The organism is Chitinophaga tropicalis (assembly GCF_009758205.1).
GTDB classification, from domain to species: domain Bacteria; phylum Bacteroidota; class Bacteroidia; order Chitinophagales; family Chitinophagaceae; genus Chitinophaga; species Chitinophaga tropicalis.
Map to the genome: position 1 here is coordinate 44,583 of NZ_WRXN01000019.1, position 24,321 is coordinate 68,903.

The 24,321-nt window shown below is 42.6% G+C and carries 26 protein-coding genes; 12 read left to right on the forward strand and 14 right to left on the reverse strand.

What is annotated here, in order from left to right:
• Positions 1–92: 92 nt before the first annotated feature.
• The 4 genes from GO493_RS27855 (at position 93) to GO493_RS27870 (ending at position 3,336) form a co-directional block, all read left to right on the forward strand.
• A complete protein-coding gene (locus GO493_RS27855; RefSeq protein WP_157309522.1) occupies positions 93–998 on the forward strand; it encodes a helix-turn-helix domain-containing protein in 906 nt (301 codons plus the stop codon).
• Between the two features lie 219 nt (positions 999–1,217).
• Positions 1,218–2,216, forward strand: a complete 999-nt coding sequence (locus tag GO493_RS27860) for an NADP-dependent oxidoreductase (RefSeq protein ID WP_232539135.1) — start codon at positions 1,218–1,220, stop codon at positions 2,214–2,216.
• 63 nt (positions 2,217–2,279) lie between these two features.
• Positions 2,280–2,720, forward strand: coding sequence for a nuclear transport factor 2 family protein (locus GO493_RS27865; RefSeq protein WP_157309523.1), 441 nt, complete (start codon positions 2,280–2,282; stop codon positions 2,718–2,720).
• A 148-nt stretch (positions 2,721–2,868) separates the two neighbouring features.
• Positions 2,869–3,336 carry a DUF6934 family protein gene (locus tag GO493_RS27870; RefSeq protein ID WP_157309524.1) on the forward strand — a complete coding sequence of 156 codons (468 nt, stop codon included), beginning with the start codon at positions 2,869–2,871 and terminating at the stop codon, positions 3,334–3,336.
• A gap of 322 nt (positions 3,337–3,658) precedes the next feature.
• Here GO493_RS27870 and GO493_RS27875 read toward each other — a convergent pair whose 3' ends face one another.
• A complete protein-coding gene (locus GO493_RS27875) occupies positions 3,659–4,840 on the reverse strand; it encodes a hypothetical protein (RefSeq protein WP_157309525.1) in 1,182 nt (393 codons plus the stop codon).
• A gap of 296 nt (positions 4,841–5,136) precedes the next feature.
• On the opposite strand from GO493_RS27875, the gene GO493_RS27880 reads away from it, so the two are divergent.
• Together GO493_RS27880 and GO493_RS27885 are read left to right on the forward strand one after the other, a co-directional pair.
• Positions 5,137–5,523 (forward strand): VOC family protein, encoded by a 387-nt coding sequence (locus GO493_RS27880; protein WP_157309526.1) that lies wholly within the window; start codon positions 5,137–5,139, stop codon positions 5,521–5,523.
• A gap of 22 nt (positions 5,524–5,545) precedes the next feature.
• Complete coding sequence (locus tag GO493_RS27885; protein WP_157309527.1) at positions 5,546–6,103, forward strand: dihydrofolate reductase family protein; 558 nt, start codon at positions 5,546–5,548, stop codon at positions 6,101–6,103.
• Positions 6,104–6,234: 131 nt separating this feature from the next.
• On the opposite strand, the gene GO493_RS27890 is transcribed toward GO493_RS27885, so the two are convergent.
• Together GO493_RS27890 and GO493_RS27895 are read right to left on the reverse strand one after the other, a co-directional pair.
• Positions 6,235–7,020, reverse strand: a complete 786-nt coding sequence (locus tag GO493_RS27890; RefSeq protein ID WP_157309528.1) for a PhzF family phenazine biosynthesis protein — start codon at positions 7,018–7,020, stop codon at positions 6,235–6,237.
• Positions 7,021–7,099: 79 nt separating this feature from the next.
• Positions 7,100–8,515, reverse strand: coding sequence for an aminotransferase-like domain-containing protein (locus GO493_RS27895; RefSeq protein WP_157309529.1), 1,416 nt, complete (start codon positions 8,513–8,515; stop codon positions 7,100–7,102).
• 141 nt (positions 8,516–8,656) lie between these two features.
• Between GO493_RS27895 and GO493_RS27900 the strand changes: the two genes are divergently transcribed.
• Positions 8,657–9,670 (forward strand): hypothetical protein, encoded by a 1,014-nt coding sequence (locus tag GO493_RS27900; protein ID WP_157309530.1) that lies wholly within the window; start codon positions 8,657–8,659, stop codon positions 9,668–9,670.
• Between the two features lie 121 nt (positions 9,671–9,791).
• On the opposite strand, the gene GO493_RS27905 is transcribed toward GO493_RS27900, so the two are convergent.
• From GO493_RS27905 to GO493_RS27935, 7 genes are all read right to left on the reverse strand, one after another.
• Positions 9,792–11,222: an alpha-L-fucosidase gene (locus GO493_RS27905; protein WP_157309531.1), complete on the reverse strand. Its 1,431-nt coding sequence runs from the start codon at positions 11,220–11,222 to the stop codon at positions 9,792–9,794.
• 50 nt (positions 11,223–11,272) lie between these two features.
• Positions 11,273–12,442, reverse strand: a complete 1,170-nt coding sequence (locus GO493_RS27910; RefSeq protein WP_157309532.1) for an acyltransferase family protein — start codon at positions 12,440–12,442, stop codon at positions 11,273–11,275.
• A 110-nt stretch (positions 12,443–12,552) separates the two neighbouring features.
• Complete coding sequence (locus tag GO493_RS27915) at positions 12,553–12,864, reverse strand: hypothetical protein (protein ID WP_157309533.1); 312 nt, start codon at positions 12,862–12,864, stop codon at positions 12,553–12,555.
• On the reverse strand, positions 12,854–13,759 hold the full coding sequence (locus GO493_RS27920) for a sporulation-delaying protein SdpB family protein (RefSeq protein WP_157309534.1): 906 nt from the start codon (positions 13,757–13,759) through the stop codon (positions 12,854–12,856). Before GO493_RS27920 ends, GO493_RS27915 begins: the two co-directional genes overlap by 11 nt.
• Positions 13,725–14,279 carry an SdpA family antimicrobial peptide system protein gene (locus GO493_RS27925; protein WP_157309535.1) on the reverse strand — a complete coding sequence of 185 codons (555 nt, stop codon included), beginning with the start codon at positions 14,277–14,279 and terminating at the stop codon, positions 13,725–13,727. The genes GO493_RS27920 and GO493_RS27925 overlap by 35 nt, the downstream gene beginning before the upstream one ends.
• Before the next feature lie 12 nt (positions 14,280–14,291).
• Entirely contained in the window at positions 14,292–15,152 is an 861-nt protein-coding gene (locus GO493_RS27930) for a hypothetical protein (protein ID WP_157309536.1), read from the reverse strand.
• Positions 15,153–15,525: 373 nt separating this feature from the next.
• Positions 15,526–16,395 (reverse strand): LysR family transcriptional regulator, encoded by an 870-nt coding sequence (locus tag GO493_RS27935; RefSeq protein WP_157309537.1) that lies wholly within the window; start codon positions 16,393–16,395, stop codon positions 15,526–15,528.
• 159 nt (positions 16,396–16,554) lie between these two features.
• Here GO493_RS27935 and GO493_RS27940 point away from each other — a divergent pair, with 159 nt between their 5' ends.
• Both GO493_RS27940 and GO493_RS27945 read left to right on the forward strand, forming a co-directional pair.
• Positions 16,555–17,415, forward strand: coding sequence for an alpha/beta fold hydrolase (locus GO493_RS27940; protein WP_157309538.1), 861 nt, complete (start codon positions 16,555–16,557; stop codon positions 17,413–17,415).
• Between the two features lie 19 nt (positions 17,416–17,434).
• Complete coding sequence (locus GO493_RS27945; RefSeq protein ID WP_157309539.1) at positions 17,435–17,848, forward strand: nuclear transport factor 2 family protein; 414 nt, start codon at positions 17,435–17,437, stop codon at positions 17,846–17,848.
• Positions 17,849–17,903: 55 nt separating this feature from the next.
• Here GO493_RS27945 and GO493_RS27950 read toward each other — a convergent pair whose 3' ends face one another.
• The 3 genes from GO493_RS27950 to GO493_RS27960 all read right to left on the reverse strand — a co-directional run bounded on the left by GO493_RS27950 (position 17,904) and on the right by GO493_RS27960 (position 20,593).
• Positions 17,904–18,398, reverse strand: coding sequence for an immunoglobulin-like domain-containing protein (locus GO493_RS27950; RefSeq protein ID WP_157309540.1), 495 nt, complete (start codon positions 18,396–18,398; stop codon positions 17,904–17,906).
• A 73-nt stretch (positions 18,399–18,471) separates the two neighbouring features.
• Positions 18,472–19,659 carry a chymotrypsin family serine protease gene (locus GO493_RS27955; RefSeq protein ID WP_157309541.1) on the reverse strand — a complete coding sequence of 396 codons (1,188 nt, stop codon included), beginning with the start codon at positions 19,657–19,659 and terminating at the stop codon, positions 18,472–18,474.
• Positions 19,660–19,825: 166 nt separating this feature from the next.
• Positions 19,826–20,593, reverse strand: coding sequence for a response regulator transcription factor (locus GO493_RS27960; RefSeq protein WP_157309573.1), 768 nt, complete (start codon positions 20,591–20,593; stop codon positions 19,826–19,828).
• 104 nt (positions 20,594–20,697) lie between these two features.
• On the opposite strand from GO493_RS27960, the gene GO493_RS27965 reads away from it, so the two are divergent.
• A complete protein-coding gene (locus GO493_RS27965; protein ID WP_157309542.1) occupies positions 20,698–21,348 on the forward strand; it encodes a DUF1349 domain-containing protein in 651 nt (216 codons plus the stop codon).
• A 3-nt stretch (positions 21,349–21,351) separates the two neighbouring features.
• On the opposite strand, the gene GO493_RS27970 is transcribed toward GO493_RS27965, so the two are convergent.
• Entirely contained in the window at positions 21,352–22,152 is an 801-nt protein-coding gene (locus GO493_RS27970) for a 3-keto-disaccharide hydrolase (protein ID WP_157309543.1), read from the reverse strand.
• Positions 22,153–22,341: 189 nt separating this feature from the next.
• Here GO493_RS27970 and GO493_RS27975 point away from each other — a divergent pair, with 189 nt between their 5' ends.
• Together GO493_RS27975 and GO493_RS27980 are read left to right on the forward strand one after the other, a co-directional pair.
• Entirely contained in the window at positions 22,342–23,142 is an 801-nt protein-coding gene (locus tag GO493_RS27975; RefSeq protein ID WP_157309544.1) for an MOSC domain-containing protein, read from the forward strand.
• Between the two features lie 116 nt (positions 23,143–23,258).
• Entirely contained in the window at positions 23,259–24,284 is a 1,026-nt protein-coding gene (locus tag GO493_RS27980; RefSeq protein ID WP_157309545.1) for an SDR family NAD(P)-dependent oxidoreductase, read from the forward strand.
• Positions 24,285–24,321: the final 37 nt, after the last annotated feature.

Consider the following 24,321-nt stretch of genomic DNA (forward strand, 5'->3'; position numbering starts at 1 on the left):
GTGATTCAGGCTACACTTTTTACAGTATAGGCTAATTTTTAGTTGCCATTTTTGCTGACCTTTGTATTGTCAATGATAACTTAGTTTAAACCATGAAAGCAATACCTCCTCCCATCGTTTATAAAAGTATCTCCGCGTTCATGCGGGATATTGATATGCCTAAACCGCGGCATCCCCTGGTGGCGTTGGTGAACTATGATAAGGAGAAGGGCAGCGGTAATTTGGCCGGACACAGGTTCATGCTCGACTTTTATAAAGTTTCCTTTAAGAAGGATTTCAGGGGGCAGATAAAATATGGACAAGGTTATTATGATTTTGAGGAGGGCGGTATGGCTTTTTTAGCGCCCAATCAAGTGGTGACAATGTCAGGAGAGGAAAGTTGCCTGGATGGTTACATCCTGTTCTTTCATGCTGACCTTATCCGGAATTATCCGCTTGGGAAGAATATTCAGCAGTATGGTTTCTTCTCTTATGCCGTGAATGAAGCGCTGTTCCTGTCAGATAAAGAGAAAAAAGTGATCGCTGGCCTGTTTGAAAACATTGCTGACGAATTGGATAATAATACAGATGCTTTTAGCCAGGATGTGCTGGTTTCCCAGATAGAACTGCTGCTTAATTATGGTAATCGTTTTTACAACCGGCAGTTCCTCACCCGTAAAGCCATTCATCATGACCTGATCAGCCAGATGGATGCTTACCTGGCAGATCGTTTTGCAGATCAATCGGGCGGCATACCGACGGTCCCGGAAGTGGCTAAACATCTCCAGGTTTCGCCCAGGTACCTGACGGATATGCTCAGGTCATTAACTGGGCAAAGTGCACAGCAGCATATTCATGACAGGTTAATTGAGAAGGCCAAGGAGACATTAAGCACTACCAGGCTGACCGTTGCGGAAATTGCTTATCAGCTTGGGTTTGAACACCCGCAGTCTTTTAATAAACTGTTTAAGCGACACACCAATCTTTCACCAAACATTTTCAGGAAATCTTTTAACTGACGCCTGTCAGAATTATGAGGGCATTATTTCTTAAGAAGTGAATTCCAGGCAGTCATTATACTGGAATAAGGCCATTTTTTTCTCATCACCATTCATCTGATAATATTTTATATAGGGCTGCGGCGCCTATTATGGTTCTGCGTGCCTCCAAGTCACAAAATTCACATTATAATAATGGAACAATTAAAAAATCAAGAGAACAAAATTGAGAGTGCACCTATGATGAAGGCGATCCGCCTGCACGAGTTCGGAGGTCCTGAGGTGTTGCGTTACGAAGAAGCGCCGATTCCAGAGCTGAAACCCGGTGAGGTGCTTGTCCGTGTTCATGCCATAGGCATCAACCCTCCTGACTGGTACCTGCGTGATGGGTATAAAATGCTTCCTCCGGAGTGGAGGCCATCGATACCCATGCCTGTTATTCCGGGAACAGACGTGTCGGGCATTGTAGAGGCAGTTGCCCCGGATGTAAAGCGTTTTTCTGCCGGGGATGAGGTTTTCGGCATGATCCGTTTTCCCAGCTTCGGGGAGAGCGCTGCTTATGCAGCGTATGTGGCAGCGCCCGCATCAGACCTTGCACATAAACCGGCAGGTATTAATCATGTGCAGGCTGCAGGGGCGCCGATGGCGGGTCTTACTGCGTGGCAGTTCCTGATCGAGCTGGGGCATGATGTACAGAACCCGCTTCAACCAGAGAAACATCAACCGGTACCGCTTAATGGTAAGACGGTGCTTGTTAATGGCGCCGCGGGTGGTGTGGGACATTTCGCGGTGCAGCTGGCAAAATTGAAGGGGGCCCATGTCATTGCGGTAGCATCGGGCAAGCATGAGTCGTTCCTGCGTGAGCTTGGCGCTGACGAATTCATCGACTATAAAAAGAATGCTCCTGAGGATGTTGCCCAGGATATTGATCTTGTTGTTGATACCCTTGGCGGACCTACTACCGGTCGTTTCCTGCGTACACTTAAGCGTGGCGGCGCCTTGTTCCCGGTGTTCTTAGGCTTCTCAGACGCTGAGGAGGCTGTAAAGCGAGGCGTAACAGTCTCGATGACACAGGTGCGTTCAAATGGTTTGCAGCTTGAGGAACTGGGACGTTTGCTTGATGTAAGGACGGTTCGTGTTGCTATAGATAGTACATTCCCGCTTGCCGATGCACAAAAGGCGCACGAACGGGCTGCAAGTGGGCATATTCAGGGAAAGATCGTACTTACGGTTGTGTGAGTTTTAAGGAGCACGTTCCTCCGGAGCGTGTTCTTTATTATCAGATTCAATAAAAGCATAAACATGAATATTAAAGAACTGGAGGATAGGGCTTTGCTCAAAGAACTGGTTGATACCGTTTCTATCCTGGCGGATAAGAAAGATGTGCACTCCCAGGTGCAGCTATTTTCTGAAGATGCAATATCAGAAACTTTTGCCGGGGGTATGTCAGTTTTAAAACTGAAGGGCCGGAAGGAAATGGAAGAAGCGTTTGGAGATTTTCTTAAAGATTTTGAGACTGTTTATCATTTTAATGGTCAGCAGATAGTAACTGTAAATGGCGATAATGCAACAGGGACGTGTTATTGCCTGGTTACACTGATCGGTATTGAGGATAGTAAGAAAATGAAGACTACTATCGGGGTTATTTACCAGGATGATTTTGTCAGGGAGAACAACAGCTGGTTGATTGCTAAGAGGATTGGAAATTTCGGCTGGCAGGAGAAATGTGAAGTTGATCAGTAAATAATTTATGGAGAGCATAGTTACTGGGGATATAGTAGATGTACATTTTATGCAAAAGTAACCTGGATCAAAGCGGAGAGATATAGTGGTGGGATAAAAGAAATGAACAGAACTGGATTGCGATCCACAATCTACTTTTGCATTTAATATGAAAAAAGAAAATTATCCTTATATAACAAATGAAAATTTTGCCAGATTTGAGTTTGAAAGTCAGGGGCCCAATGGTACAATTAAGAAGGTTGTCGATTATTTTGAAATTGGAGAGTGGATCGATGGAACACCAGTTTATAATCTGGCTTTTGGAGACTGGGATGAACATAATAACGCAATAAGTGATTCAACAATTTCAAATAATGCGGATAGGAATAAAGTATTATCTACCGTAGCAAATACAGTAGTTGATATTATGGCCCATTTAGGCAACATTGCTGTGTATGCAGAAGGTAGTACACCTGCCCGAACACGATTATACCAAATGGGTATTAATGCAAATAGGAAGGAGATAGAAGAACTTTTTGATATTTATGGCTGCGATGATGCGATATGGAAGAAATTCGAATCAGGAAAGAACTATAACGCATTTTTAGTTACAAGGAAAAAACGTAAATTTGATTAAAAGGGAAAAAATATATGTCTACAAAATTTTCTAAATTCCTTGATAAACGGGGAAAACCGGTAGTGAAGAAATTGACAGTTTCTGAAGAAGCTGTACGAAATAGCCCTTTTATTATTAAAAAGATAGAACAGGCTAAGCGCAGACTAACAGAACATCCATTTCCTGTTGAATTGTTAAAGACAAGATAATACACTTAAGATAATCGAAATAGCAATGCCTCACAGAAGTGAGGCATTGCTATTTCGATTATTAAAAACATTATACAAAAACACTTTTACTGCGTCGCGAATCATTAGATGCTTTAGTCAATTTCGTTTACCTGTTAACGATGTATATCTACAGGTATTTTTGTAAGAAGCAGGAAAGCCGTGTCTTTCTGACGGATAAGCTTCCATTTCATATGACCGGGAGTTAGCATGGTCACATCAGCATATAAAGTGTTAGCGGCAGAAGTATGGGAGCTTAATTCAAATTTTATGGTTCGTTTATCTCTCTCGTACAAATAAGTACCGGCCATCGCTCTTCCTGTCTCCACTACATAAGGATTTGGATTGAATACCGCCCGTCCATATTCTTCCAGATAGATGTTTTTCCACGACATACTATCTGTCAGCCAGTCATTGACCTTTGCTGTATCTCCATGTCTTACCAGTTGATCAACCCTCCATTTTCCGGTAAGGCTGCCCGGAGCACTGGTTGTAGTAACGTAATAAATAAAAGCGAAAGCGTAGGCGGCAAGGGAGATGCGGAGCACGTTCTTAATGCCTCCCAGACGTATGACGGGCAGAATGGGAAGGGACTGAACGAAGAAGGCTTTTATGGCAGGCCATTGCAGAAGAAGTAAATAAGAAAGACCCAGCGTAAAAAGGATCGCATTTGCAAGCGCGCCATATGGAATGGAATAAAAGATATCGATCAAAACGATATTTACCATTACCGGCAATAAAAGAATTATACCCAAAATAGTAGTACGTCTGAATAATAGAAAAGCCGAGCCCACAATCTGTATACCAGCAATGATAACGGCCATTGCATATGAATAACTGAAATAGTTCCAGGTAAGATCCAGCCCTGACAGGCTACTCCAGGTGGAATCGTTCTTAAAGTAGCTGGGAGCAAACTGCGTTCCGAGAATCTTTGCAAAACCGTAGTTGAATATCTCTACGGCTATCCAATAGCGTATGATCCCTGTTAACCAGGCGTGGCGAAGGCCTGAATTTTGCAGGCCTCTAGCTTCTATCCTGTGCCAGTGAACAGGGAAAATAACGAGGAACAATAAGGCTGCCACAACCAGCAGGAGATTGAAATAATGAAAAAGGAACAGGTACCGGGAGATGGCAGGTGTGAATAAAGCCGGATATAGGACCAACGAATTGTAGAAGTCAACGATAGCAATAGCAGCAAATATACAATCCAGGTATTTTATAAATAATGGCAAAGGCTGACCATCCAGCGCCATAGGACGTTCAGGCCCGGGGTGTTGCCGGAAGAAAGTTTGGCTCATGGCAGAAGTTTAATATGAAACTATCATAAAAAGTATTCCAAATGCCTTAATAAGACGTTTTGTCAGTGTGCCAGGATTGGGGCAGCTGCAAGGTAAGCTTGCAGGCAGAAAAAGAAACCAGGTACATAATTAGTGCATGCTGATTTTACAAGACATCAAATCACCATGAGAATGGCGGAAATAGCCCTGAAGAATTTCGCAAATGGCCACCCTGCTAAATAAACCCATCATTTACCTTTGAGAAGCGATTCTGCTTATCAAAAAAGAAAAGCTATTAACCATAAAACCTTTATTTTATGAAAGCGAAAAAAATCTGGGCCAATTTCAGCGTACAGGATTTACATCGAACCACCCAATTTTATAAACAACTTGGATTTAAACACAATGGGGCATCAGACCAGCTGACCAGCTTCTTCTTTGGCGAGGAAAGCTTTATTATCCATTTCTTTCTGAAGGATGTACTTGAACCCGCCATGAAGGGACAGATAACTGATATCAAAGGCGGTAATGAAATTATATTCACCCTTTCTGCTGACAGTAAGGAAGAGGTTAATAGCTGGGAAAAAGAGGTGCAGGAAGCCGGTGGTACAATAGTTTCCAGACCAGAGGAATTTGGAAAGGGTTATTATGGTTTTGTATTTGCTGACCCCGACGGTCATAAATTCAATGTATTTCATATGTGACAATTGATTTAAACAATATAGAATGAGAAAATTAATTGCAGCAATCAACATGACACTTGATGGTTATTGTGACCACACCGCAGGGATTGCAGATGAAGAACTACATCAACATTACGCTGACCTGTTAAGTACCGCAGATGCTATTCTATATGGAAGAATAACATATCAGCTTATGGAATATTGGCAAACTGTTGTGAAAAATCCTACCGGCAACAAAGGAACAGATGAATTTGCGGTGCTAATGGACAAGGTGCCGAAAATTGTTTTTTCCCACACACTGAAAAGTGTAGAATGGGAAAGTGCACGGTTGGCAGACCGGAGTCTTGAAGAAGAGGTCCAGGCACTCAAACAGCAGCCGGGCAAAGATATTTTCGTTGGCAGTCCAAGTCTGATAGTAGCTTCAATGAAGCTTAATTTAATAGATGAATACCAACTTTGTATTCACCCGGTCATAGTAGGAAGTGGTTTGCCATTATTTAAAACAATAAGCGACAGAACTGTTCTTACACTCTTAAAGACAAAAACTTTTGGTAATGGTTCGATCGTGCTTTATTATGAACCGGCAAAAAATGATCACTGATATTTTCAGAAAGTTCAGCTAATTATGTTGCTAATATTCGTGTTGACAAACATAGCAACATAATATGAAATACGGTATAAGTACCGAAATCTTTTTGGGGCCTGCGGCCGGCTAATAATTTACTGCTGCACTTAAATGAATATTCCTCCTTTTAAATACAGCACAGCTTTTCCTCCTAATTCAACCCTGTCATTTAATAAACGGCAGGCCACTTCACCACTACGGTCTGACAGCTGAAATGCTTTCAGTTCGGTTTTATTTAGCTGTTTTGCCCAGTATGGCGCAAGAGTAGTATGAGCAGAACCGCAAACCGGATCTTCATTTATACCAGCGGCAGGAGCGAAAAAACGGGAAACGAAATCGTATGTGGTCCCTTTTGCGGTAACTATGAGTCCGCGGGCGTCAAGCCTGGCAATAGCTGCGAGGTCAGGCTGCAGGGTACGGATATCTTCCTGGCTATCAAACACCAGCATGTAGTCTGTTTTACCTTTAAAAGCTGTTATTGGCTTCTTATCTGTGGCTGATAGTAACTCATTCGTGAGTTCTGCTTCTTCAAATTTATCTGCCGGGAAATTAAGCAGGAACCTGTCTCCCTGAACGGTTACAGGTAGAAGTCCGCTACGTGGGGATATAAAGTTGATCACATCTGCCTTAAATCCTTCAAGGTTATGTAAAACATATGCAGTAGCTAATGTTGCATGTCCGCAGAGGTCTACTTCCATGCCTGGTGTAAACCATCTGATCTCAAATTTATCACCTTTAGGTATGTAATATGCTGTTTCAGAAAGGTTGTTTTCTACCGCGATCTTCTGTAATACATCATCCGGAAGCCATTCCTGTAAAGGGCATACCGCGGCGGGATTGCCTGTAAATACGCTATCTGCAAAAGCGTCTACCTGATATAGTTTCAATTCCATAGTTATAATGTTTTTGTAAAACTAAAAAAGCTACAGATATGGATACAGACACAGATGCTGATATTTAGCAGGGTACAGTTTATAGTTCGTTCTTAATGATATTACCTAGTTTTTTCAGGTCGGCCTCCAGTTTCTCACTCCATTCAAGTGCAAAGTTCAATCGCATGCAATTCTGATACTGATCGTGCAGCGTGAATATTCTTCCGGGTGCAAAGCTTACTTTTTGTCTGATAGCAAGATCGTATAATTCTGCAGTATCTATTTTCTTATCCAGTTCAATCCAGAGCAGGAATCCGCCCTGCGGCCTGGATACCTTTGTATTGTCAGGGAAATAGTTCTCAATAGCCCCCTGAAACCGGAGGCAATTCGCGTATAAGGTTTTCCGGAAAGTACGTAAGTGGTGGTCGAACCTTCCGAATTCGAGGAAATCGGCTATTACCTCCTGGTATAATGTTGGTGTAGATATGGTTTGTAATAGTTTCTGCCTGATGATCTTTTCTTTAAACTTCCCTGGCGCTATCCAACCTACCCTGTAACCTGGAGCCAGGCTTTTTGATACAGAGGAGCACCACATTACTATACCTGCTTCATCGAACGCTTTGCATGGTGCAGGCCTTGATGCACCAAAGAAAAGGTTGCCATACAGGTCATCTTCGATCAGCGGTATATCATAGGCTGTCAGCATTTTTACAAGCTCCTTCTTATGCTGGTCGGGCATAAGGCTTCCCAGCGGATTGTTGAAATTGGTGATGAAGCAGCAGGCGTTGATCTTATGCAGTACTTTCTTTAATGCGTCCAGGTCTATTCCTGTAACAGGATGTGTTGGAATCTCAATGGCTTTTAGTCCGAGGGCGCCTAATATCTGAGGTATTCCAAAATATACGGGGCTTTCGATAGCTACAGTATCTCCTGGCCTGGTAACTGCCATCAGACAGTTAAAAATGGCATTCATAGACCCGGAGGTAGTGACAAGATCATCTTCCGTCAGTTTTCCGCCGAGTACTAATGACCACCTGGCTACGGCCCTTCTGAGATTAATATTGCCCTGAACGGGCTCGTAGTTTATTCCACCATCTTCCAGCTTGCTGAACACCTGCATTGCGCTCCTGTTCAGCCTGGCTACTGGTAAGAGGCTTTTATCCGGCACTCCAAGTGAGAATTGCGTGATCCCTTTATCCTGCAAGGTATCGAAAACCTTAGTGATCAGATCTTCAGGGCGTTTTCCGTTAACAGATGATTTTAGCTTGCTGATACCTGGCAGCGAAAATTTACGCCTGGATGATTTGCTGACAAAGTAGCCGGATTTGGGTCTTGATTCTATTAATGATTTACTCTCCAGCTCCAGGTAAGCCTGTATAGCTGTATTTATGCTGACGTTGTAAAATGCTCTTATGTCCCTGATTGACGGTAGTTTATCGCCGAGTTTCAGTGTTTCATTCTCAATCTGCTCTTCTATGACTTTTGCAATTTTTATGTATAAAGCGTTTTCTTTCATCTTTTGGGCATTCTGTACCCTACAAAATTATAGTAATTTAATCTGTAACCATAGAAAGAGATATAAAACCAGGCTTTCTTTTCTGTTATTTTACTTATTTTGCCTGAATTATTACTCATAATAACCCCTTACCCTAACGCTATGACAAAGGAAAATACTTTTACTACCACAGCCCATTTTTTATCTTCAGCATCCGCCAATGATCGCAGCAGTCCGGAAGCCTCTCATCCGGCAGTAAGTCCGCTTCAAAAGGCCTTCTCTCTGACTGAACCACAGAACAGCCCTTTCCGCTCTAAAGATATTGAGCCATTTCAGTTAAAGCATCATAATACAGGATTAACAGATACGACAGATCATGTTATTCAGAGAGTCTGGGCCTATAATCCGGAGGGAAATCTCTACCGGGAAAGTGATACTAACAGCGAATTTTCATTGAATGATAGCCGGCTTGATTTACATCCCAATGGGCTTTGGCCATTAGCACGTTTAATTAACGAATTAGTTAATCAAGAGAATATTACGCCTGAGGAAGTATCTGAGATTTACAGTCAGCTTGAAATTGCCTGGACACAAGATGAGTTAATTGAAGTGGATGATAATGATGCAGATTTTGAAACTGAAGATGATTTCGATGAAGAGAATGACTATCATGCCCCCCAGGGGAACGACCAAAATACCACAGCGACTATGTCGGATCCTGATGCTATGATCGGTTCTACAGGGGCAGGACCTTGTGTTATTTTTATGTTAGTGTATGAACCAGAAGAAGATGATGCAGATCCTATAGTAACGGTCAAACATGTAGATACCGACTATGATGACCAGGGCGCAATGGTTAATTTAATGGAAGAGATGAGAGAATCAATAAGATTGGAATTAGCTGATGAAATGGAGGCAGAAGATAATGCTGTAATTTTAAATCCTGCCAATGAACTATGGTATTTTGCCGGAGGTGAATTAAATGGATTTACAACTTACAGCGATTATGTAGGAATTTATGCGGCGATAGCTCATTTAAGTTTAAACGTTGGCGGGATAGACATTGTAAGAAGTTTTGGAGGCGGAAATGATGATTTAGACGAGATAACTTCCATGAAGTATCAGGATGGAGGTGTTTATGTTACCAGTGTTCCTGTAAATAAATATGACGTATAATAAAATACAAATTAATTTTTATTCTTTTGGAATGTCCTCAACAAATCAGAAGGACATTCCAAAAGAATATTAAAACCGGCTTCAGATCTGGCAAACAGACCTATCCCTGCCATTATCTACACTAATCTATTGAACCTGATTTCATTTTGCCTTTAGAACCTATATTCTGGTTTTCGATAGTTCCTTTGACCCGTACTTTAATAACGGTTGCTATAGTATCCAGCGGCCGGGATGGAACATGTATAATGACATTTCCTCCGGACTTCTCTGTTTTCAGCGTAGTATTCCCGGCTAATAGTGTTGCAGCAACAACATCATTGTTTAAGCCGGTAACGACAAGCTTTCCGTCCCGAGGCCAGTCAAATACTGAAAAGTAAAGTGTAGTATTACCATTGGCTACCTTTTGTGTGCAACGGCCCCAGGTAAAAGGTAATAATGGACTTGCTTTGGAGGCATAGATGGCTTCTCCGTTCACTTTCATCCAATCTCCTATTCCGGCAAGCCTGTTCACGCTTTCTTCGGGAAAAGTGCCGTCGGGTTCAGGGCCAACATTCAACAGGTAATTGCCACCCTTTGAAGCGATATCGCACAGGTTGCGGATCAGGACTTCGGTAGATTTCCATTTGGTATCTGATGTCCTGAATCCCCATGTGCCGTTCATGGTCATGCATGTTTCCCAATCAGTTCCATCCAGTTCGGCCTGTGTGGGTATTTTTTGTTCGGGTGTTTTCGTATCGCCCGGGAAGTTGGGTCTTTTTAAACGGTCGTTCGTAATGATGCCAGGCTGTAGTTTTAGTAATTCCTGCAATTTTGATGCTGCGTCATCAGTCATATTAGTGGGTGTGTCCCACCATAAAACAGCGACTTCACCGTAGTTGGTCATCAGTTCCCTTACCTGGGAAACTGCTACGTCATCTATGTATTTTGCAAATGGTTTTGTTTCCTGGGCGGGGTCCCAGTGACCGTTATGTTCTTTGGTAAAAGCGTCGATCTTTGCACTGTCGGGGTTGTCCCACCCTTCTGTTGTGGCCCTTCTTGCGGCAGAACCACCGGGGTTATTCCAGTCCTGCGCCTGGGAATAGTAGAAACCCAGCTTAATGCCGTGCTTCTTACAGGCATCTGCTAATGGCTTAAGGACATCTTTGCCGTATGGTGTTGCATCGACAATATTCCATTTGCTGGCGCTGGTTTTAAACATAGCAAAACCATCATGATGTTTGGCAGTAATGACAATGTATTTCATGCCGGCATCTTTGGCGGTCTTTACCCAGTCATCAGCGTTGAACTTTACAGGATTGAACTTTTTCGCATAGGCCTGGTATTCAGCAACAGGTATCTTCATCCTGTTCATAATCCATTCTGCGCCGCCGCGCCGCTGTTCATGGCCCTGGTAAACGCCGGCTAACTGTGCGTATACCCCCCAGTGAATGAACATGCCGAAACGGGCTTCGCGCCACCATTTCATGCGTTCGTCTTTAGAGAGCTGCTGTTGGGCATTAGAAAACATGGGTGCGCTAAAAAGCACCAGAGCGATAAGGAGTAGTCTTTTCATTTTTTTGTATGGGTTACGTGGAATATATTTCTGCTACAATTAGAAAACTCTTAGCTGCCAACAGCACTGACATCCTTCTTTTTGCGAGCCTCTGAACCGGATTTTAAAGGCTTCATAAATGGTACTTCAACAAGGAAATAACATAAATAGGCAATAACAATACAAACAACCATGCCGGCAAAGACATACCAGGAATGCCTTGGCAGATAATTGTTATTGATCTTTAAGATTATTCCTGATAAGAAGACCAAGATAGGAAAATGTATGATATACAAAGTATAGGAGAAATCTCCCAGGGGCTTTAAGCGTTCAAGCAACCGCAGGCTGTATTCTTTGTTATTGTACCAAAGGAAGAAGGAAAGCAGAGCGGAGAAAAAGAATGCAGTTCTGAGATCGGCTATGTCTAACCTGCTTTTAAATAAAAAGAGGCCCACAAAACCAACTAAAAATGCCCCTGTTAAATATAAAAGGGGAATTTTAAGCCTGCCTGCCACAACTTCTGCGATCAATACTCCAAACCACCAGCAAAGCATTGATGAGAAAATAGTTTGTAATATAGCTACAGGCCAGATGCCGGGGAAAAAGCTTACTACAAATAGTAGTACTACCAATCCAGTTGATAAATAAATATTCTTCCGGGACATGAACAGGAATGGTATATACAGAATATAGAACCACCATTCGAATTTTAATGACCAGGTAGGACCATTGGTACCAAATCTTGGTACATACTCCGGAAACAGAAACAATATATTGCCAAATAAAGTAGAGATTGAATGGCTTGTATTACCAATCTGTTTATTTATAGAAGAATAAGGGGTATCTCCTGAATAAATAGAGAAACCATATTTACTTCCAATGAAGTCAAGCAATGCAGTTAAGAAAATGGCAAATAGAAATGGAGGATAGATCCTTTTTATGCGCTTGTAGAGATATTCTTTTATGCTGATCTTCACTTCCGGATCTGCAGTTAATTTCTTAGCATATCCTAAATGAATTACAAAACCGGATAAAACGAAGAAGAATAAAACGAATTCATGCCCCCACTTGAAAAGTGAGAGGAAGTACATGCATAATTTATCTACAGAGGAGTACAAATGACCATTCTTCAGGTAGCCTTCATTAAATCCTTCCCATAGAAGCCACCTGGCATGTCCAGCCATGACATAAAAAGCAGCAATACCTCTAAGTCCATCCAAAAAATGGATTTTTCTCTGCATAGGAAATGATTTACGTGTCTCTAACCGATTATCAGGCATTCAAATATAGGGCAATTCCTGCCAAATATCATAATGCCCTGTCCAACTACTACTTATAGTAGTAAATACATTCATCGAACAAATATATCCAGCAAGCCAATAAAAACAATCAATATAAGCCGTAAATAATAGTACCTTATTTTCCAGGCTTGTATTATCTCGTCTTTCCGTGATCCGGGATGCTCAATTTCATAAAGAGATCTCTTAACAAGGAGCTCAGGGTTGCTAATAAAAAGCTGGAAAAGAAAATAAATACAAACAGCTAAAAAAGGAGCAATCCAGCTATCAATATCCCATACCTGTGTTACCCATTTCCAGATAGCATGGGCAACCAGGAGCAGTATAACTATGATCGTGACAAGGTTCAGCCTCTTACTTTTCATAAATCCTGTTATTGTATTCTACCAGGAAATACAGACATAGCGCCCCGGTCATTGCGAAAAAGAAACTGAATAAGCCATGCACAACTACAATAAGAAAATGAAATCCTACAGCTATTATAAATAAACGTTTATAATGTTTCTTCTCCATGAAAATGGCAGCAGCTAAAATAAGCTCCCAAACAATTACTCCCCATGATAAAAGAAATACAAAATAACTGTTTGTCAGAAAAGGATTCAATAGCGGCTTTAACCAGCTGCTCATGCCAAAAACCGGGTGGTTAAACCAATAATACGGCGCCGTTCCATCAAGCCATTGATTCACGCCTATCTTTCCGATGGCAGCGTGGAAATAAATTACACAGACCTGTAGTTTTATTACATAGAACAAGGTATTGGAAATTATTCCTCTTACCTTTTCTCCAAAGCTGTTCCCGTTTGTGCTGAGTCTTTGCCAATGCCATTTTCTGCTATCCATTAACAGGATTGGCAATAACAACATCGTTATGTTTGAAGTGATCTGGTCGCCACCTTCAATATCCAGTGCTGAATTAAGGAAGCAGGTCGAGATATACCAATGTGGGATACAGGTGAACCGGGGGCGCCAGCCTGATGCAATGATGATTAAAATAAGGAAGACGATCCATTTTGTAAGCGTAATGAAATTAACAGGAACTAAATTGAAGAAATTCAGCGCATTGATGGGAACGATCTCACTGCTCCAGCCTGGATGTAACCCGCTTTTAAACAGCACTTTTTCGTCAGTAAAAAGTAGTGTTAACGCTGTTCCTGCAGCAAGGAGCGTTCTTGCCAGCCCTAAGGCATTATTATATATTGAATAGCTGGCGTAATACTCTATATAGCTATCCAGCCTTATGAGGGAGTTTCTTAAATTCAATTTTGCAGATTTTTGATTTTCTATTCTTTTCATTGAAGCTTTTAGCCCATGCCCAGGGGATAGGTCTTATCTTCTGCAGGATGTAGGTACCTTCAAAATAAGGACGTTGCGACCTGATAGGGATGGCAATGGGTTTCATATCCCTGATCAAAAGTGTGTTCGCCGTTAAATCTCCCTTTATGTCGAGCCATGAGCTGTCACGGATGTGGTGTATACCTGATCCAAGCTCCTGGGATTGTAACCGGCTAACTCTGTTCAGGCCGAATGCATTTCCAGGCGAAGAGGTAGGACTGATCACATTTATAAAATTTCCGGTTTGTTCATCTGCCTGGAAAAGAAGATAATCTTCTTCCTGCGGGTCTTTTGTAAAAAATGCCCAGCCTTCAGGAAAAATGCTGACAGTTTGAATTTTGCTGAGCTTTGACATGGTTATGGTGGCTCCGGGTAAGGAGCCTACCATAACATAGCCAATTAACAGGAATACAGAAAATATGGTAACGAGGAAAACGAGTCTTAACATACAAGCGGTTTATCAAAAAGTTATCACAATTCTGTCTATATACTTCTCATAATCCAGTTCTGTGAAGGCTTTTGTTGGTCCGCCGTTCCATTTCCATTTGTAAGTAAATACCCATGCAGCAGCGGCAACAGCAACGGCGGCAGCAAGTGCAATGTTTACATATCCTGCTATGTTGATAGCAACGGCAACGTTACATCCTACAAATGACAGGAATGCCACACATCCGCCAAAGAGGTTGCTGTCAGGGTCTGTTCCGGCTGATTCAGCCAGTGCGCGCAATTGTGTTTCATCAAGGTTCAGCGTGCTCATTATGCGGGTTTCAAAATCTTCTTTTGAGATCTCCTCAAACTGGAGCTTTGTCACCAGGTCTTCTATTTCTTCCTGTTTATTTTTAAACAGCTCAAGCACCTGTTCTCTTGCAGATGTAGCGGTACCTGTTTCGAACCTGAAATATTTGGAAACTGCAGCAAATATGATATCCTGCGCCCTGGTCAATTCTTCCCTGATCCGTTCATGATCGTCGGATCTGATAGTTTCTGCAAAGGAATCGATATACCCCGGGTATTGTTCTTCTATCTGATGAATAAAGTTATTCTGCATACGGGTCAGGTTCTCCTGGTTTTCTGCAGTGGGATTGAGGATCCGGATCAATTGGACCTGTTCCTGTATTTCAGGGAGTTCTGCGGCAGCGGCGCCACTCATAAACATTATGCCCCGGAACAGATCTGTAGAAGAATAAGAAGCTATACGGGCTGACTTCGATGCAATTAATTTATCATTTGCATCTTTGGCTGCTTTTATTGCTGCTCTGTCTTTTGAGCAACTGAAGAATAAAAAACAAAAGCAAAGGATGATGCCTAAATGGCTTTTCATCGCAAGTTCTCTAACTTTAAGCAAAATCATGGTTTTTATTTTGGGTTTAAGGTATTTACAAGGATTGCGGGTATATGGGTCTGTTAAGCATGCAGAGGGAAGATTTTGGCATATCTGGTTTGGGTTATAGATGGTTAACTTAATACAGCCGGCACATTTTCAGAATAGGTTATTATATAACAATATACGGGATATATGTAAAAAAAACAAAAAACTGATAAAGATGGGATGGAACTGCTCAAAAAATCGCTTTTACCTTCGGTAAAAGCGATTTTTTGAGGGTGATTTTTTTGAGGGCGATGGTTTTGGCCTGCGGCCAGCCGGAGATGATTTTTTGAGGGGGATTTATCCGCAAGAGTGGGACGGATAAAAATTAGTCACCCGTTTTATACATATCAATAAAAGCCTGTAATGCCCCGGATGGGGGTATATCATTTCTATAGATAAGCACAGTTGTCATAGTAGCTAATTCTTTATTAAGCGGAAATGTTTTCAGCTTTCTTCTGGCGTAGAAAGCGTTAATGATTTCCTGTGGCAGAATACTAATTCCCAACCCGGTTTCTACAAAGTTGACAATACCTTCCAACGAATTGACTACGATCTCTTTATATTGTACGATTCCTTTAGCGCTTAACCATGATTCCAATCGTTCGCGAAATACACATCCCTGGTCAAATACTACTATGGTCAGTAATTTATTCTCTTTTGCCAATGCTGTCAGCGAACTGACCTTTGAAGAGGTAATGATGACCAGCTGTTCTTCTTTTATATAATCTGCCTGTAGTCCCGGAATATTGATAGGAGCAGATACAAAGGCAGCATCCAGCCTGTAGTTAAGTACTTCCTGAATCAGGGCTGTACGAAGAGATGAAGTGAACTCCAGGTCTACATTGGGATGCGCTTCCATAAACTCCTGCAGCATCTGTGGTACTTTTAAGGCCATTGTGGTTTCTATGCAGCCGATCTTTAGTACCCCGCTGACCTGATCTGCACCCTGCATTTCTGTCCTGGCCTTTTCCAGCAGGTAAGCGATCTGTTTTGAGTATCGCATGAGTATTTCGCCGGCGGGCGTTAACGCTACTTTTCTTGAATTACGCAGGAATAATTCTGTATTGAATTCCTGCTCCAGGCTGCGGATCCTTGCGGTGACATTAGACTGTACTGTAAACATGGTTTCTGCCGCTTTGGTAAAGTTGCCGCAGGCAGCTACTGCTTCAAATATTTTCAGGTCATTCGTGTTCATACATCACTAATTATGATTTCACCAATCAAAATTAATCATTTTTAGAGATCAAACAATCAGCCTACTTTTGGATAGTTATCAGTTAGAACTATTTGATCAGGACAGTTTGGTCCTGGGACCAAACTGAGACACTACTTATTTTTTGAAAAAAAATAAAAAATGAAAACACTCGCTGTTCACTATCGTACGATACAGGTAAACGACCTTAAGCTGTTCTATCGCGAAGCTGGCCCTGTTGATGCACCGGTAATACTTTTACTGCATGGCTATCCCACATCATCGTTTATGTTCAGAAACCTTATTCCGTTACTGAGCAGGACTTACAGGGTAATAGCTCCGGACCTGCCAGGATTCGGTTATTCTGATGCACCATCTTTCAAAGACTTTTCCTACACATTTGATAACCTGGCAAAATATATATCAGATTTTACATTGCAGTTGCAGCTGGATAAGTTTGCTATCTATGTGTTTGATTATGGCGCACCGGTAGGTTATCGCCTGGCTATGCAACACCCGGAAAAAATCAGTGCTATTATCTCCCAAAACGGGAATACATATGCAGAAGGGTTGAGCGACTCGTGGAATCCTTTACGGCAATACTGGGAAGCGCCAACCGAAGAGAACAGGGAAAGCCTGAGAGCATTTACAGAGCTGAAACTAACCAGGTGGCAATATGAAGAAGGCGTACCTGATCTTTCATTGATTGCGCCGGAAACCTACACATTAGATCAGCACTTCCTGGACAGGCCGGGTAATGTCGACATTCAGTTAGACCTGATGAAGGATTATGCCAACAACGTAGCGCTCTACCCTACCATTCAGCATTACTTCCGGACATATAAGCCCAAACTGCTGGCTGTATGGGGCAATAAAGATCCTTTCTTTCTGCCACCCGGAGCAATAGCTTATCAGCAGGACCTTGCTGATGCAACTGTGAAATTCTATGACACAGGGCACTTTGCGCTGGAGACACACTTTTCTGAAATAGCTGACGACATTCTTAATTTTCTCGCATCCTGATTTTAAACAGATCAATTTTATGGAACAAAAACATCCACTACCTCCATTTACACTGGATACTGCAAGGCAGAAGGTACAATTAGCTGAAGACGCATGGAATTCCAGGAATCCTGAAATTGTATGCAAGGCCTATACAACAGATACTGAATGGAGAAACCGGGCAGAGTTTATTAATGGCCGTGAAGAAGTGAAAGCATTTCTTACCAGGAAATGGGAGAAAGAACTGGACTATAAACTGAAAAAAGAACTCTGGAGTTTTACTGAAAACAGGATAGCTGTTCGCTTTGAATACGAATGGCATGACAGCAATGGGCAATGGTACCGTAGTTATGGTAATGAGCTATGGGAGTTTGATGAACATGGTTTGATGCGTAAACGCTATGCCAGTATAAATGATGTGGCAATTGAAATGTCTGACAGAAAGCTGTCTTAGCAATAAAAAAGCAGCTGGCGGGATGTTTCCTGCCAGCTGCTTTATGTAAGGGTATTTACTGTTCTACAGAGAATATTGCTGTTAACTGTATTTTCTTCTCTCCTGCCTGTGCATCTTTCAATATGCGATACTGGCCAGGCTTATAATCATACGGCATGGGCTGCAGATTAATGGAAAATTCCTGTGATTTTCCGGGAGCAAGCCCATGAGCCATTGCAGTAAATGAGACACTGTCAAAAAGAGTTACCTTTTCCCAGTTGCCGTTATTACTATACTCTACCCTGTAAGGATCACCGAATGTTATTTCTTCGGCAGCATTATTAGTAATGGTGAGCTTAGCTTCACCTACTGTTCCTGCTTTAAAAGCAGCAGGAACAACTGTCATAGCAATGCTACCGGCAGGATCGGCTGTTCCTGTTGACACCGCAGTATCTTGCATTTTTGAAGGATTGCTGGTATCCTGGCTGTCGGAGGCAGATTTCCCACCGGGGTTGCCACAACTGCCAAGGATGAACGCAGGAATAATTAAGTAATACAATGAAATTCGCATAAGCAGGTAAATTTGATGACTATATTACGGAAAATTTCTGTTCAATAGCAATTCCTGCCTAAGCAGTTTAGTACTAATATCTTGCCACGCTTAAAGCGGTAAGCGCCAGGCCTGCCTTGGTGAAATACCTTGTGGTACCGCTTGCGCCCAGGTGCAGACCAACTGTAAACCTGGTATTGCTAGCGCTTACATATGTATAGATAATACCTCCGCTGTCTCCACCGGCGCTGGTATAATCAGCACTGGTCAGATTTGTATAAGAGATACCTGCGGCAGTTGTAGTGCTTGCATTGGTGCTGATGATATTGCCGGAAGATGTGCCTGTAGTTGCTCCTCTCATATTTACCAGCGTACCTGTTCCCGGTAAGCTTGTAGATGTTGAAAGCACAGTAGCGGTTCCGCATAAAGTATTACTGGGAGTATATGCTACTGTATCATTAACAGGTACAAAAGCCGCATCAACAGAACCTGACTGAATAGATGCTGAACAGGTGCCTATGCTGCTGCCGCTGTAATAGATCGTTCCTCCTACTGATACAACATGCCCTGCCGTTACCATACCTTTTTTAGAATCTGATGTACGTCTGGCCCGGAAAGCAAATGACCCATAGCTGGTACCGGAGACATTGACAGCAGCCTTACATCCGGGGTCCAGGCTGGCTTCCAGGGTAATCCTGCCTGCTGACTTCCTGAATTCAATGGCTGGGGAATTAAGGATTGATCTTTTAAACTCTTCGATCTTCTGATCGTTGTAGTCTTCCAGTTCTACCACAATCCTGTTTTCCGCATCCATCAAAGCCCATGCTGTGAGGTTTGCAGCAGAAGATGTTCTTGCATTGCTTAATTTGATACTGTTCAGCTTGTTCATGATTGCAGTGAGCTCTTTATAAGAGAATTTACAGGGTTTGATAACGACATCATTACCACCTGTAATGCCGGCAATCTTCTGTCCTGAAGCAGCAAGATCTCCCTTCACATACACCACCAGCTTATTCTCCTTATTGATAAATGCGCCACCATAGTAGTCAGGGAAGCCGGCAATAGCTGCGCTATTGTCTTTCTCTGCCGATACACCGAATGCATCATTGATCCTGTTGTAATACTGAATGGCCTGGCTTTGCGGATTGGCATCACGTTCAATAAGATTTTCAGTTCCGGTATTGACTTTTGGAACATCCTGAGATTTTTCTGTGCAGGAATACGTAAATAGAGTAGCTGACAGGGCTAACGCGAATAGTGTTAAACGGGTTCTCATTTTCATAATTGCGGGGTTTATGTTTAATAAATAATCACTAAGCATGGGGGTTATAACAAGCAAAATATAGGTTGACTACGCAAAAGTAAATGTATTGAGTATACGAAGGAAAAAATATTGTTTTCCAAATTAGCGGAGTGCTGAAGAAAGATATCTTCAATATACAATGCGGCTAAATCAGTTTAATCAGTTCAGCTACCCGGCAGGCTTCAAGAGAGTTAGTTACCCGTAGTTTTTCAAGTATGTTCTGACGATGCCTGTTCACAGTATTTATGCTTATAGACAACTGCGCTGCTATGTCTTTACTTCTTTTTCCTTTCTTAATCAGCTTCAGTATTTCTTTCTCCCGGTCTGAAAGAATATCATCACATTTTTGCCTGTCAGGTCTGATAATATCACCTGTTGCCGCATTAACGATCATTCCTTCGTAAGCTTCAGGGGCAGAAAGAGTATAGGAAAAATTATAAAGGCAAAGCGCCAGCCAGATACTGCCATTGGGAGAGTTGCAGACGTAAAACATACGATGTTGCACCGGAACATAATCCCCCACCCTGTTCCGCATCCTGATCCTGCTTATGACGTGATAATTATAACGCTCAGAAACAGGCAGGCTCTTTAACAGCTGGAAAAACTGAAGTTCAAGCAGATGTTTTTCTGAAAGATCTTCGGGGTGAATCCTGGCAAAAATGGCTTCTTCCCAGATAGAATCGATTTCTGCTGAATTATCTTCATTTAAAAGTCCCAGTTCTGCAGCGGCGGCGCCGTTATATATATAACTTTTATTATACTTGAGATCACTCAGAACAGCTACAGAACTCTCTACCCTGGCGTACATCTGAGCTATATACTGACAATTAGCCAGCTGCAGGGAAGCATTCTGCTCCCCTTCAAAGGATTGCTCCAATAACTTTTTGCTGAGTGTGCTGAAGATATTACTCATTGTCATCCCCAAAATGGTTATTTATCAGTATTGACTACTGACCGGCACCATTTTACTTTTGCGAAACTAGGGGAAATTGCCTAATAATTAAAGTTTCAACAAATATGAAGAAATTAGCATTAAGCCTGATGAGTATCATGGCTTTAGGAACAGTGTCAGCACAACGACCGGAGAAGCTGCAATGGTTCAATGAACCTGAAAAATGGGAGGTAAAGAACGATGTCCTTTCTATGCTTGTTACCCCTCAGAGCGATTACTGGAGGATTTCCCACTATGGATTTACGGTAGATGATGCGCCTTTCTGTTATGGCGTATATGGCGGGGAATTTGAAACAAAAGTGAAGATCACCGGCGATTATAAAGCCAGATTTGACCAGATGGGATTAATGCTTCGTATAGATAAAGAGAATTACATCAAGGCAGGTGTTGAGTTTGTAGATGGCAAGTTTAACCTGAGCACTGTAGTCACCCATAAAACGAGTGACTGGAGCATTATCACTTTAGATAAAACGCTTCCCTTTGTATGGATAAAAGCGGTCAGAAAACTTGACGCAGTAGAGATATACTATTCTTTTGATGATAAAACATATATCTTAATGAGAAATGCCTGGCTGCAGGATAATACACCTGTTATGGTTGGCATGATGGCGGCAAGCCCTGACGGGAATGGTTTCAATGCTAAGTTTGAAAACTTCACCGTAAAGCATCTGCCTGATCAGCGCCGGCTAAAGTGGTTAAAGGAGAACAAGGAATAGTGATCATTTCCTGGAGGGCGTGCCCTCCAGGTTCAATATCCTGATATTCCTAAAATCTACAGGCTGTCCTTCACTCTGCAAAGCAATAAACCCTGCACTCAGCAACTTCCCGTCTTTCTTCTGCTTAGGATCATACCTGTTCACTACCGGCCCGCCTATCTGTGGTTTAGAATACCTTAATACCGTATCTCCGTTAATAATATGCGTGATCAGTGAATCTCCGAGAACGATCAGTTCTGCCTGGACCCATTCATCCTTGCCATAGGTTTTAGAGCTGGAATTGATGCAATGCCGGGTATCCAGCTTACCTTCATACACAACGTGCGTTCCGGGAGAGCACATATTGCCGGTTGGTCTTGGCTGCCCATCTCCCAGCCCTGCCAGGAACTGCATCTCAATAGAAATGGGCCAGTCCTGTTCTTTGGGCATGGTACGCGGGTCCTGGGAGTGGTACATTACTCCGCTGTTGAGTATTGTGTAGGAAGGGGCGTTTTTTTCCCATTCTCCTGTAAAACGGTATTCCAGTTTAAGGTGATAATATGAAAAGGGAATCTTATAGTACAGATGCCCGAACTGTTCATTAAAATTGCCATACTGGTCGTAACGGACCTGGATAGTGCTATCCTGTACGCGGAAGGTATTTCCGAAGTTATTGCCGGTTTCATGATGATGGATCTTTACGATCCAGTCATTAATGTCCTTACCATTGAATAATGGCGTCCATTCCTGTGCCCGGGCTGTATGCTGAAAGATAACAGATAGTATCAGTAAGGTCAGTGCCTGTAGAAATTGCTTGTTTGTCATAACGGTTAATAAGTGGCCGGCTTAAATATAGTCAGAAAATATTTCTCTTCCCGAAAAAAGGGTTTCGCCGAGGCGAAACCCTTTTTTCGGGAAGAGAGCATTTGGCCTGCGGCCGGTTAAAAATCTGAACCGGGATACCACAAAAATTACCAGCGTCAAATAAATCAACAAGTTCTGTATCTTAGCTCTATGCTTACCGTTAGTGAATTATACATTTACCCCATCAAATCGTTAGGGGGTATTGCCTTACCGGCTGCTGCTCTTACAGACCGTGGTTTTGAGTACGACAGAAGGTGGATGCTGGTAGATGAGAATAACCGCTTCCTTTCGCAGCGTGAAGTACCTGTTATGGCATGCCTGCATGTAAGCCTGCACAGTGAAGGTTTATTGGTGATAAACGTCAGGAAAACAGATTTCTTTTACCGGATACCTTTTCAGCCGGCATCTACTGAAACTATTATAGTCTCTGTATGGGGAGAATCACATCCTGCACAACTGGTAAGCGCTGAAGCAGACGCCTGGTTCAGTGAGCAACTGGATATTCCCTGCAGGCTGGTATATATGCCGGACAGCACCCGGCGGCTGGTAGATGAAAATTATGCCGGCAATAAAGAAATCACGAGTTTTTCTGATGGATATCCGTTACTGATAATTGGCCAGGCATCTCTTGATGACCTTAACAGCCGTTTATCGTCTCCTTTACCAATGAACCGTTTCAGGCCTAATATAGTCTTTACCGGGGGAACACCGTTCCAGGAAGATGATATGAAACAATTCGGTATTGGAGATGTTCAGTTCTTTGGTGTTAAACCCTGCGCACGATGTGTAATTACCACTACAGACCAGGAAACCGCAGTAAAAGGGAAAGAGCCTTTGAAAACACTCAGCACTTACCGTAACAGGAATAATAAGATCTATTTTGGCCAGAACCTTCTGTATCATGGCAGTGGTACTATCAGTGTTGGCGATACCATAACTTTCGGTGAATAGCATGCTTTAAATGAGCTCTTATGCATGACATGCATAACAAAGCAAAATTGACATTTTGAACAAAGCCCCGGGAGATATGCAATGCTACCTTTGTTGCAGATTAAAAACAATTTAAAATGACAACAAAGGAAGATAACTACAATGGAGCTTTACAACAACCCCTTCAATCCGGATTTTCAGCCACTTCGACTGCAGCTGAAGTGATCAGAGGAATTGATCTGAGAGGCAAGACAGCTATTGTAACCGGCGGTTATGCCGGCATAGGGCTTGAAACTGTAAAAGTGCTGGTAAACGCCGGTGCGGAAGTATGGGTCCCTGCCAGGAATATGGAAAAGGCAGCTCAGAATTTACGCTCTATCCCCAACGTAACTATTGGTACTATGGACCTGATGGACCCGGATTCTATAAATGAGTTTGCGAAAAGTTTCCTGTTGACGGGCAAAGCTCTTGACCTTCTTATTAATAATGCCGGAATTATGTGGGTGCCCCTTCGCCGCGATGCCAGGAATATTGAATCACAGTTATCTACTAACCACCTGGGGCATTTCCAGCTTACGGCCCTGCTATGGCCAGCCCTGAAAAAGGCTGATGGCGCAAGAATTATAAATGTATCGTCTTTCGGTCACCAGATGGCTCCTTTCAACTTTGATGATCCTAATTTTGAGCAACGGGAATATGAAACGTTGCAGGGATACGGACAGTCCAAGACGGCGAATAATCTTTTTACCGTAGAACTGGACCATCGCAGCAAAGCTTTTGGTGTAAGAGCTTATGCCGTGCATCCCGGTTCTATCCCCGAGACGGACCTGGGACGTGAAGCGCCGGTTGAACTATTTAAGCAAATGGGAACACATGGTGAAGATGGGAATATACTGCCAGAAGTGGCTCAAAGATTAAAGACCATTTCCCAGGGAGCGGCTACAACGACCTGGTGCGCGGTCAGTCCGCTACTGAATAATATTGGCGGTGTATATTGTGAGGATGGTGATATAGCGGAGCCGGACCTGGGCAATATAGAACACAGGTATGATGATCCTTCAACGTTGCGTGGCGTCAGGCCTTATTCACTGGATGTGGAAAACGCCAGGCGGTTGTGGGTGTTAAGTGAGCAAATGACAGGTATTAAGTTTCCGGTTAACTGACACTGTATTATTTTAATTTTGCGTAGTAAAGCCGGAA

Coding starts and splice junctions, on each gene's coding strand:
- GO493_RS27855 (WP_157309522.1), top strand. CDS start 93: ATGAAAGCAATACCTCCTCCCATCGTTTATAAAAGTATCTCCGCGTTC.
- GO493_RS27860 (WP_232539135.1), top strand. CDS start 1,218: ATGATGAAGGCGATCCGCCTGCACGAGTTCGGAGGTCCTGAGGTGTTG.
- GO493_RS27865 (WP_157309523.1), top strand. CDS start 2,280: ATGAATATTAAAGAACTGGAGGATAGGGCTTTGCTCAAAGAACTGGTT.
- GO493_RS27870 (WP_157309524.1), top strand. CDS start 2,869: ATGAAAAAAGAAAATTATCCTTATATAACAAATGAAAATTTTGCCAGA.
- GO493_RS27875 (WP_157309525.1), bottom strand. CDS start 4,840: ATGAGCCAAACTTTCTTCCGGCAACACCCCGGGCCTGAACGTCCTATG.
- GO493_RS27880 (WP_157309526.1), top strand. CDS start 5,137: ATGAAAGCGAAAAAAATCTGGGCCAATTTCAGCGTACAGGATTTACAT.
- GO493_RS27885 (WP_157309527.1), top strand. CDS start 5,546: ATGAGAAAATTAATTGCAGCAATCAACATGACACTTGATGGTTATTGT.
- GO493_RS27890 (WP_157309528.1), bottom strand. CDS start 7,020: ATGGAATTGAAACTATATCAGGTAGACGCTTTTGCAGATAGCGTATTT.
- GO493_RS27895 (WP_157309529.1), bottom strand. CDS start 8,515: ATGAAAGAAAACGCTTTATACATAAAAATTGCAAAAGTCATAGAAGAG.
- GO493_RS27900 (WP_157309530.1), top strand. CDS start 8,657: ATGACAAAGGAAAATACTTTTACTACCACAGCCCATTTTTTATCTTCA.
- GO493_RS27905 (WP_157309531.1), bottom strand. CDS start 11,222: ATGAAAAGACTACTCCTTATCGCTCTGGTGCTTTTTAGCGCACCCATG.
- GO493_RS27910 (WP_157309532.1), bottom strand. CDS start 12,442: ATGCAGAGAAAAATCCATTTTTTGGATGGACTTAGAGGTATTGCTGCT.
- GO493_RS27915 (WP_157309533.1), bottom strand. CDS start 12,864: ATGAAAAGTAAGAGGCTGAACCTTGTCACGATCATAGTTATACTGCTC.
- GO493_RS27925 (WP_157309535.1), bottom strand. CDS start 14,279: ATGTTAAGACTCGTTTTCCTCGTTACCATATTTTCTGTATTCCTGTTA.
- GO493_RS27930 (WP_157309536.1), bottom strand. CDS start 15,152: ATGAAAAGCCATTTAGGCATCATCCTTTGCTTTTGTTTTTTATTCTTC.
- GO493_RS27935 (WP_157309537.1), bottom strand. CDS start 16,395: ATGAACACGAATGACCTGAAAATATTTGAAGCAGTAGCTGCCTGCGGC.
- GO493_RS27940 (WP_157309538.1), top strand. CDS start 16,555: ATGAAAACACTCGCTGTTCACTATCGTACGATACAGGTAAACGACCTT.
- GO493_RS27945 (WP_157309539.1), top strand. CDS start 17,435: ATGGAACAAAAACATCCACTACCTCCATTTACACTGGATACTGCAAGG.
- GO493_RS27950 (WP_157309540.1), bottom strand. CDS start 18,398: ATGCGAATTTCATTGTATTACTTAATTATTCCTGCGTTCATCCTTGGC.
- GO493_RS27955 (WP_157309541.1), bottom strand. CDS start 19,659: ATGAAAATGAGAACCCGTTTAACACTATTCGCGTTAGCCCTGTCAGCT.
- GO493_RS27960 (WP_157309573.1), bottom strand. CDS start 20,593: ATGAGTAATATCTTCAGCACACTCAGCAAAAAGTTATTGGAGCAATCC.
- GO493_RS27965 (WP_157309542.1), top strand. CDS start 20,698: ATGAAGAAATTAGCATTAAGCCTGATGAGTATCATGGCTTTAGGAACA.
- GO493_RS27970 (WP_157309543.1), bottom strand. CDS start 22,152: ATGACAAACAAGCAATTTCTACAGGCACTGACCTTACTGATACTATCT.
- GO493_RS27975 (WP_157309544.1), top strand. CDS start 22,342: ATGCTTACCGTTAGTGAATTATACATTTACCCCATCAAATCGTTAGGG.
- GO493_RS27980 (WP_157309545.1), top strand. CDS start 23,259: ATGACAACAAAGGAAGATAACTACAATGGAGCTTTACAACAACCCCTT.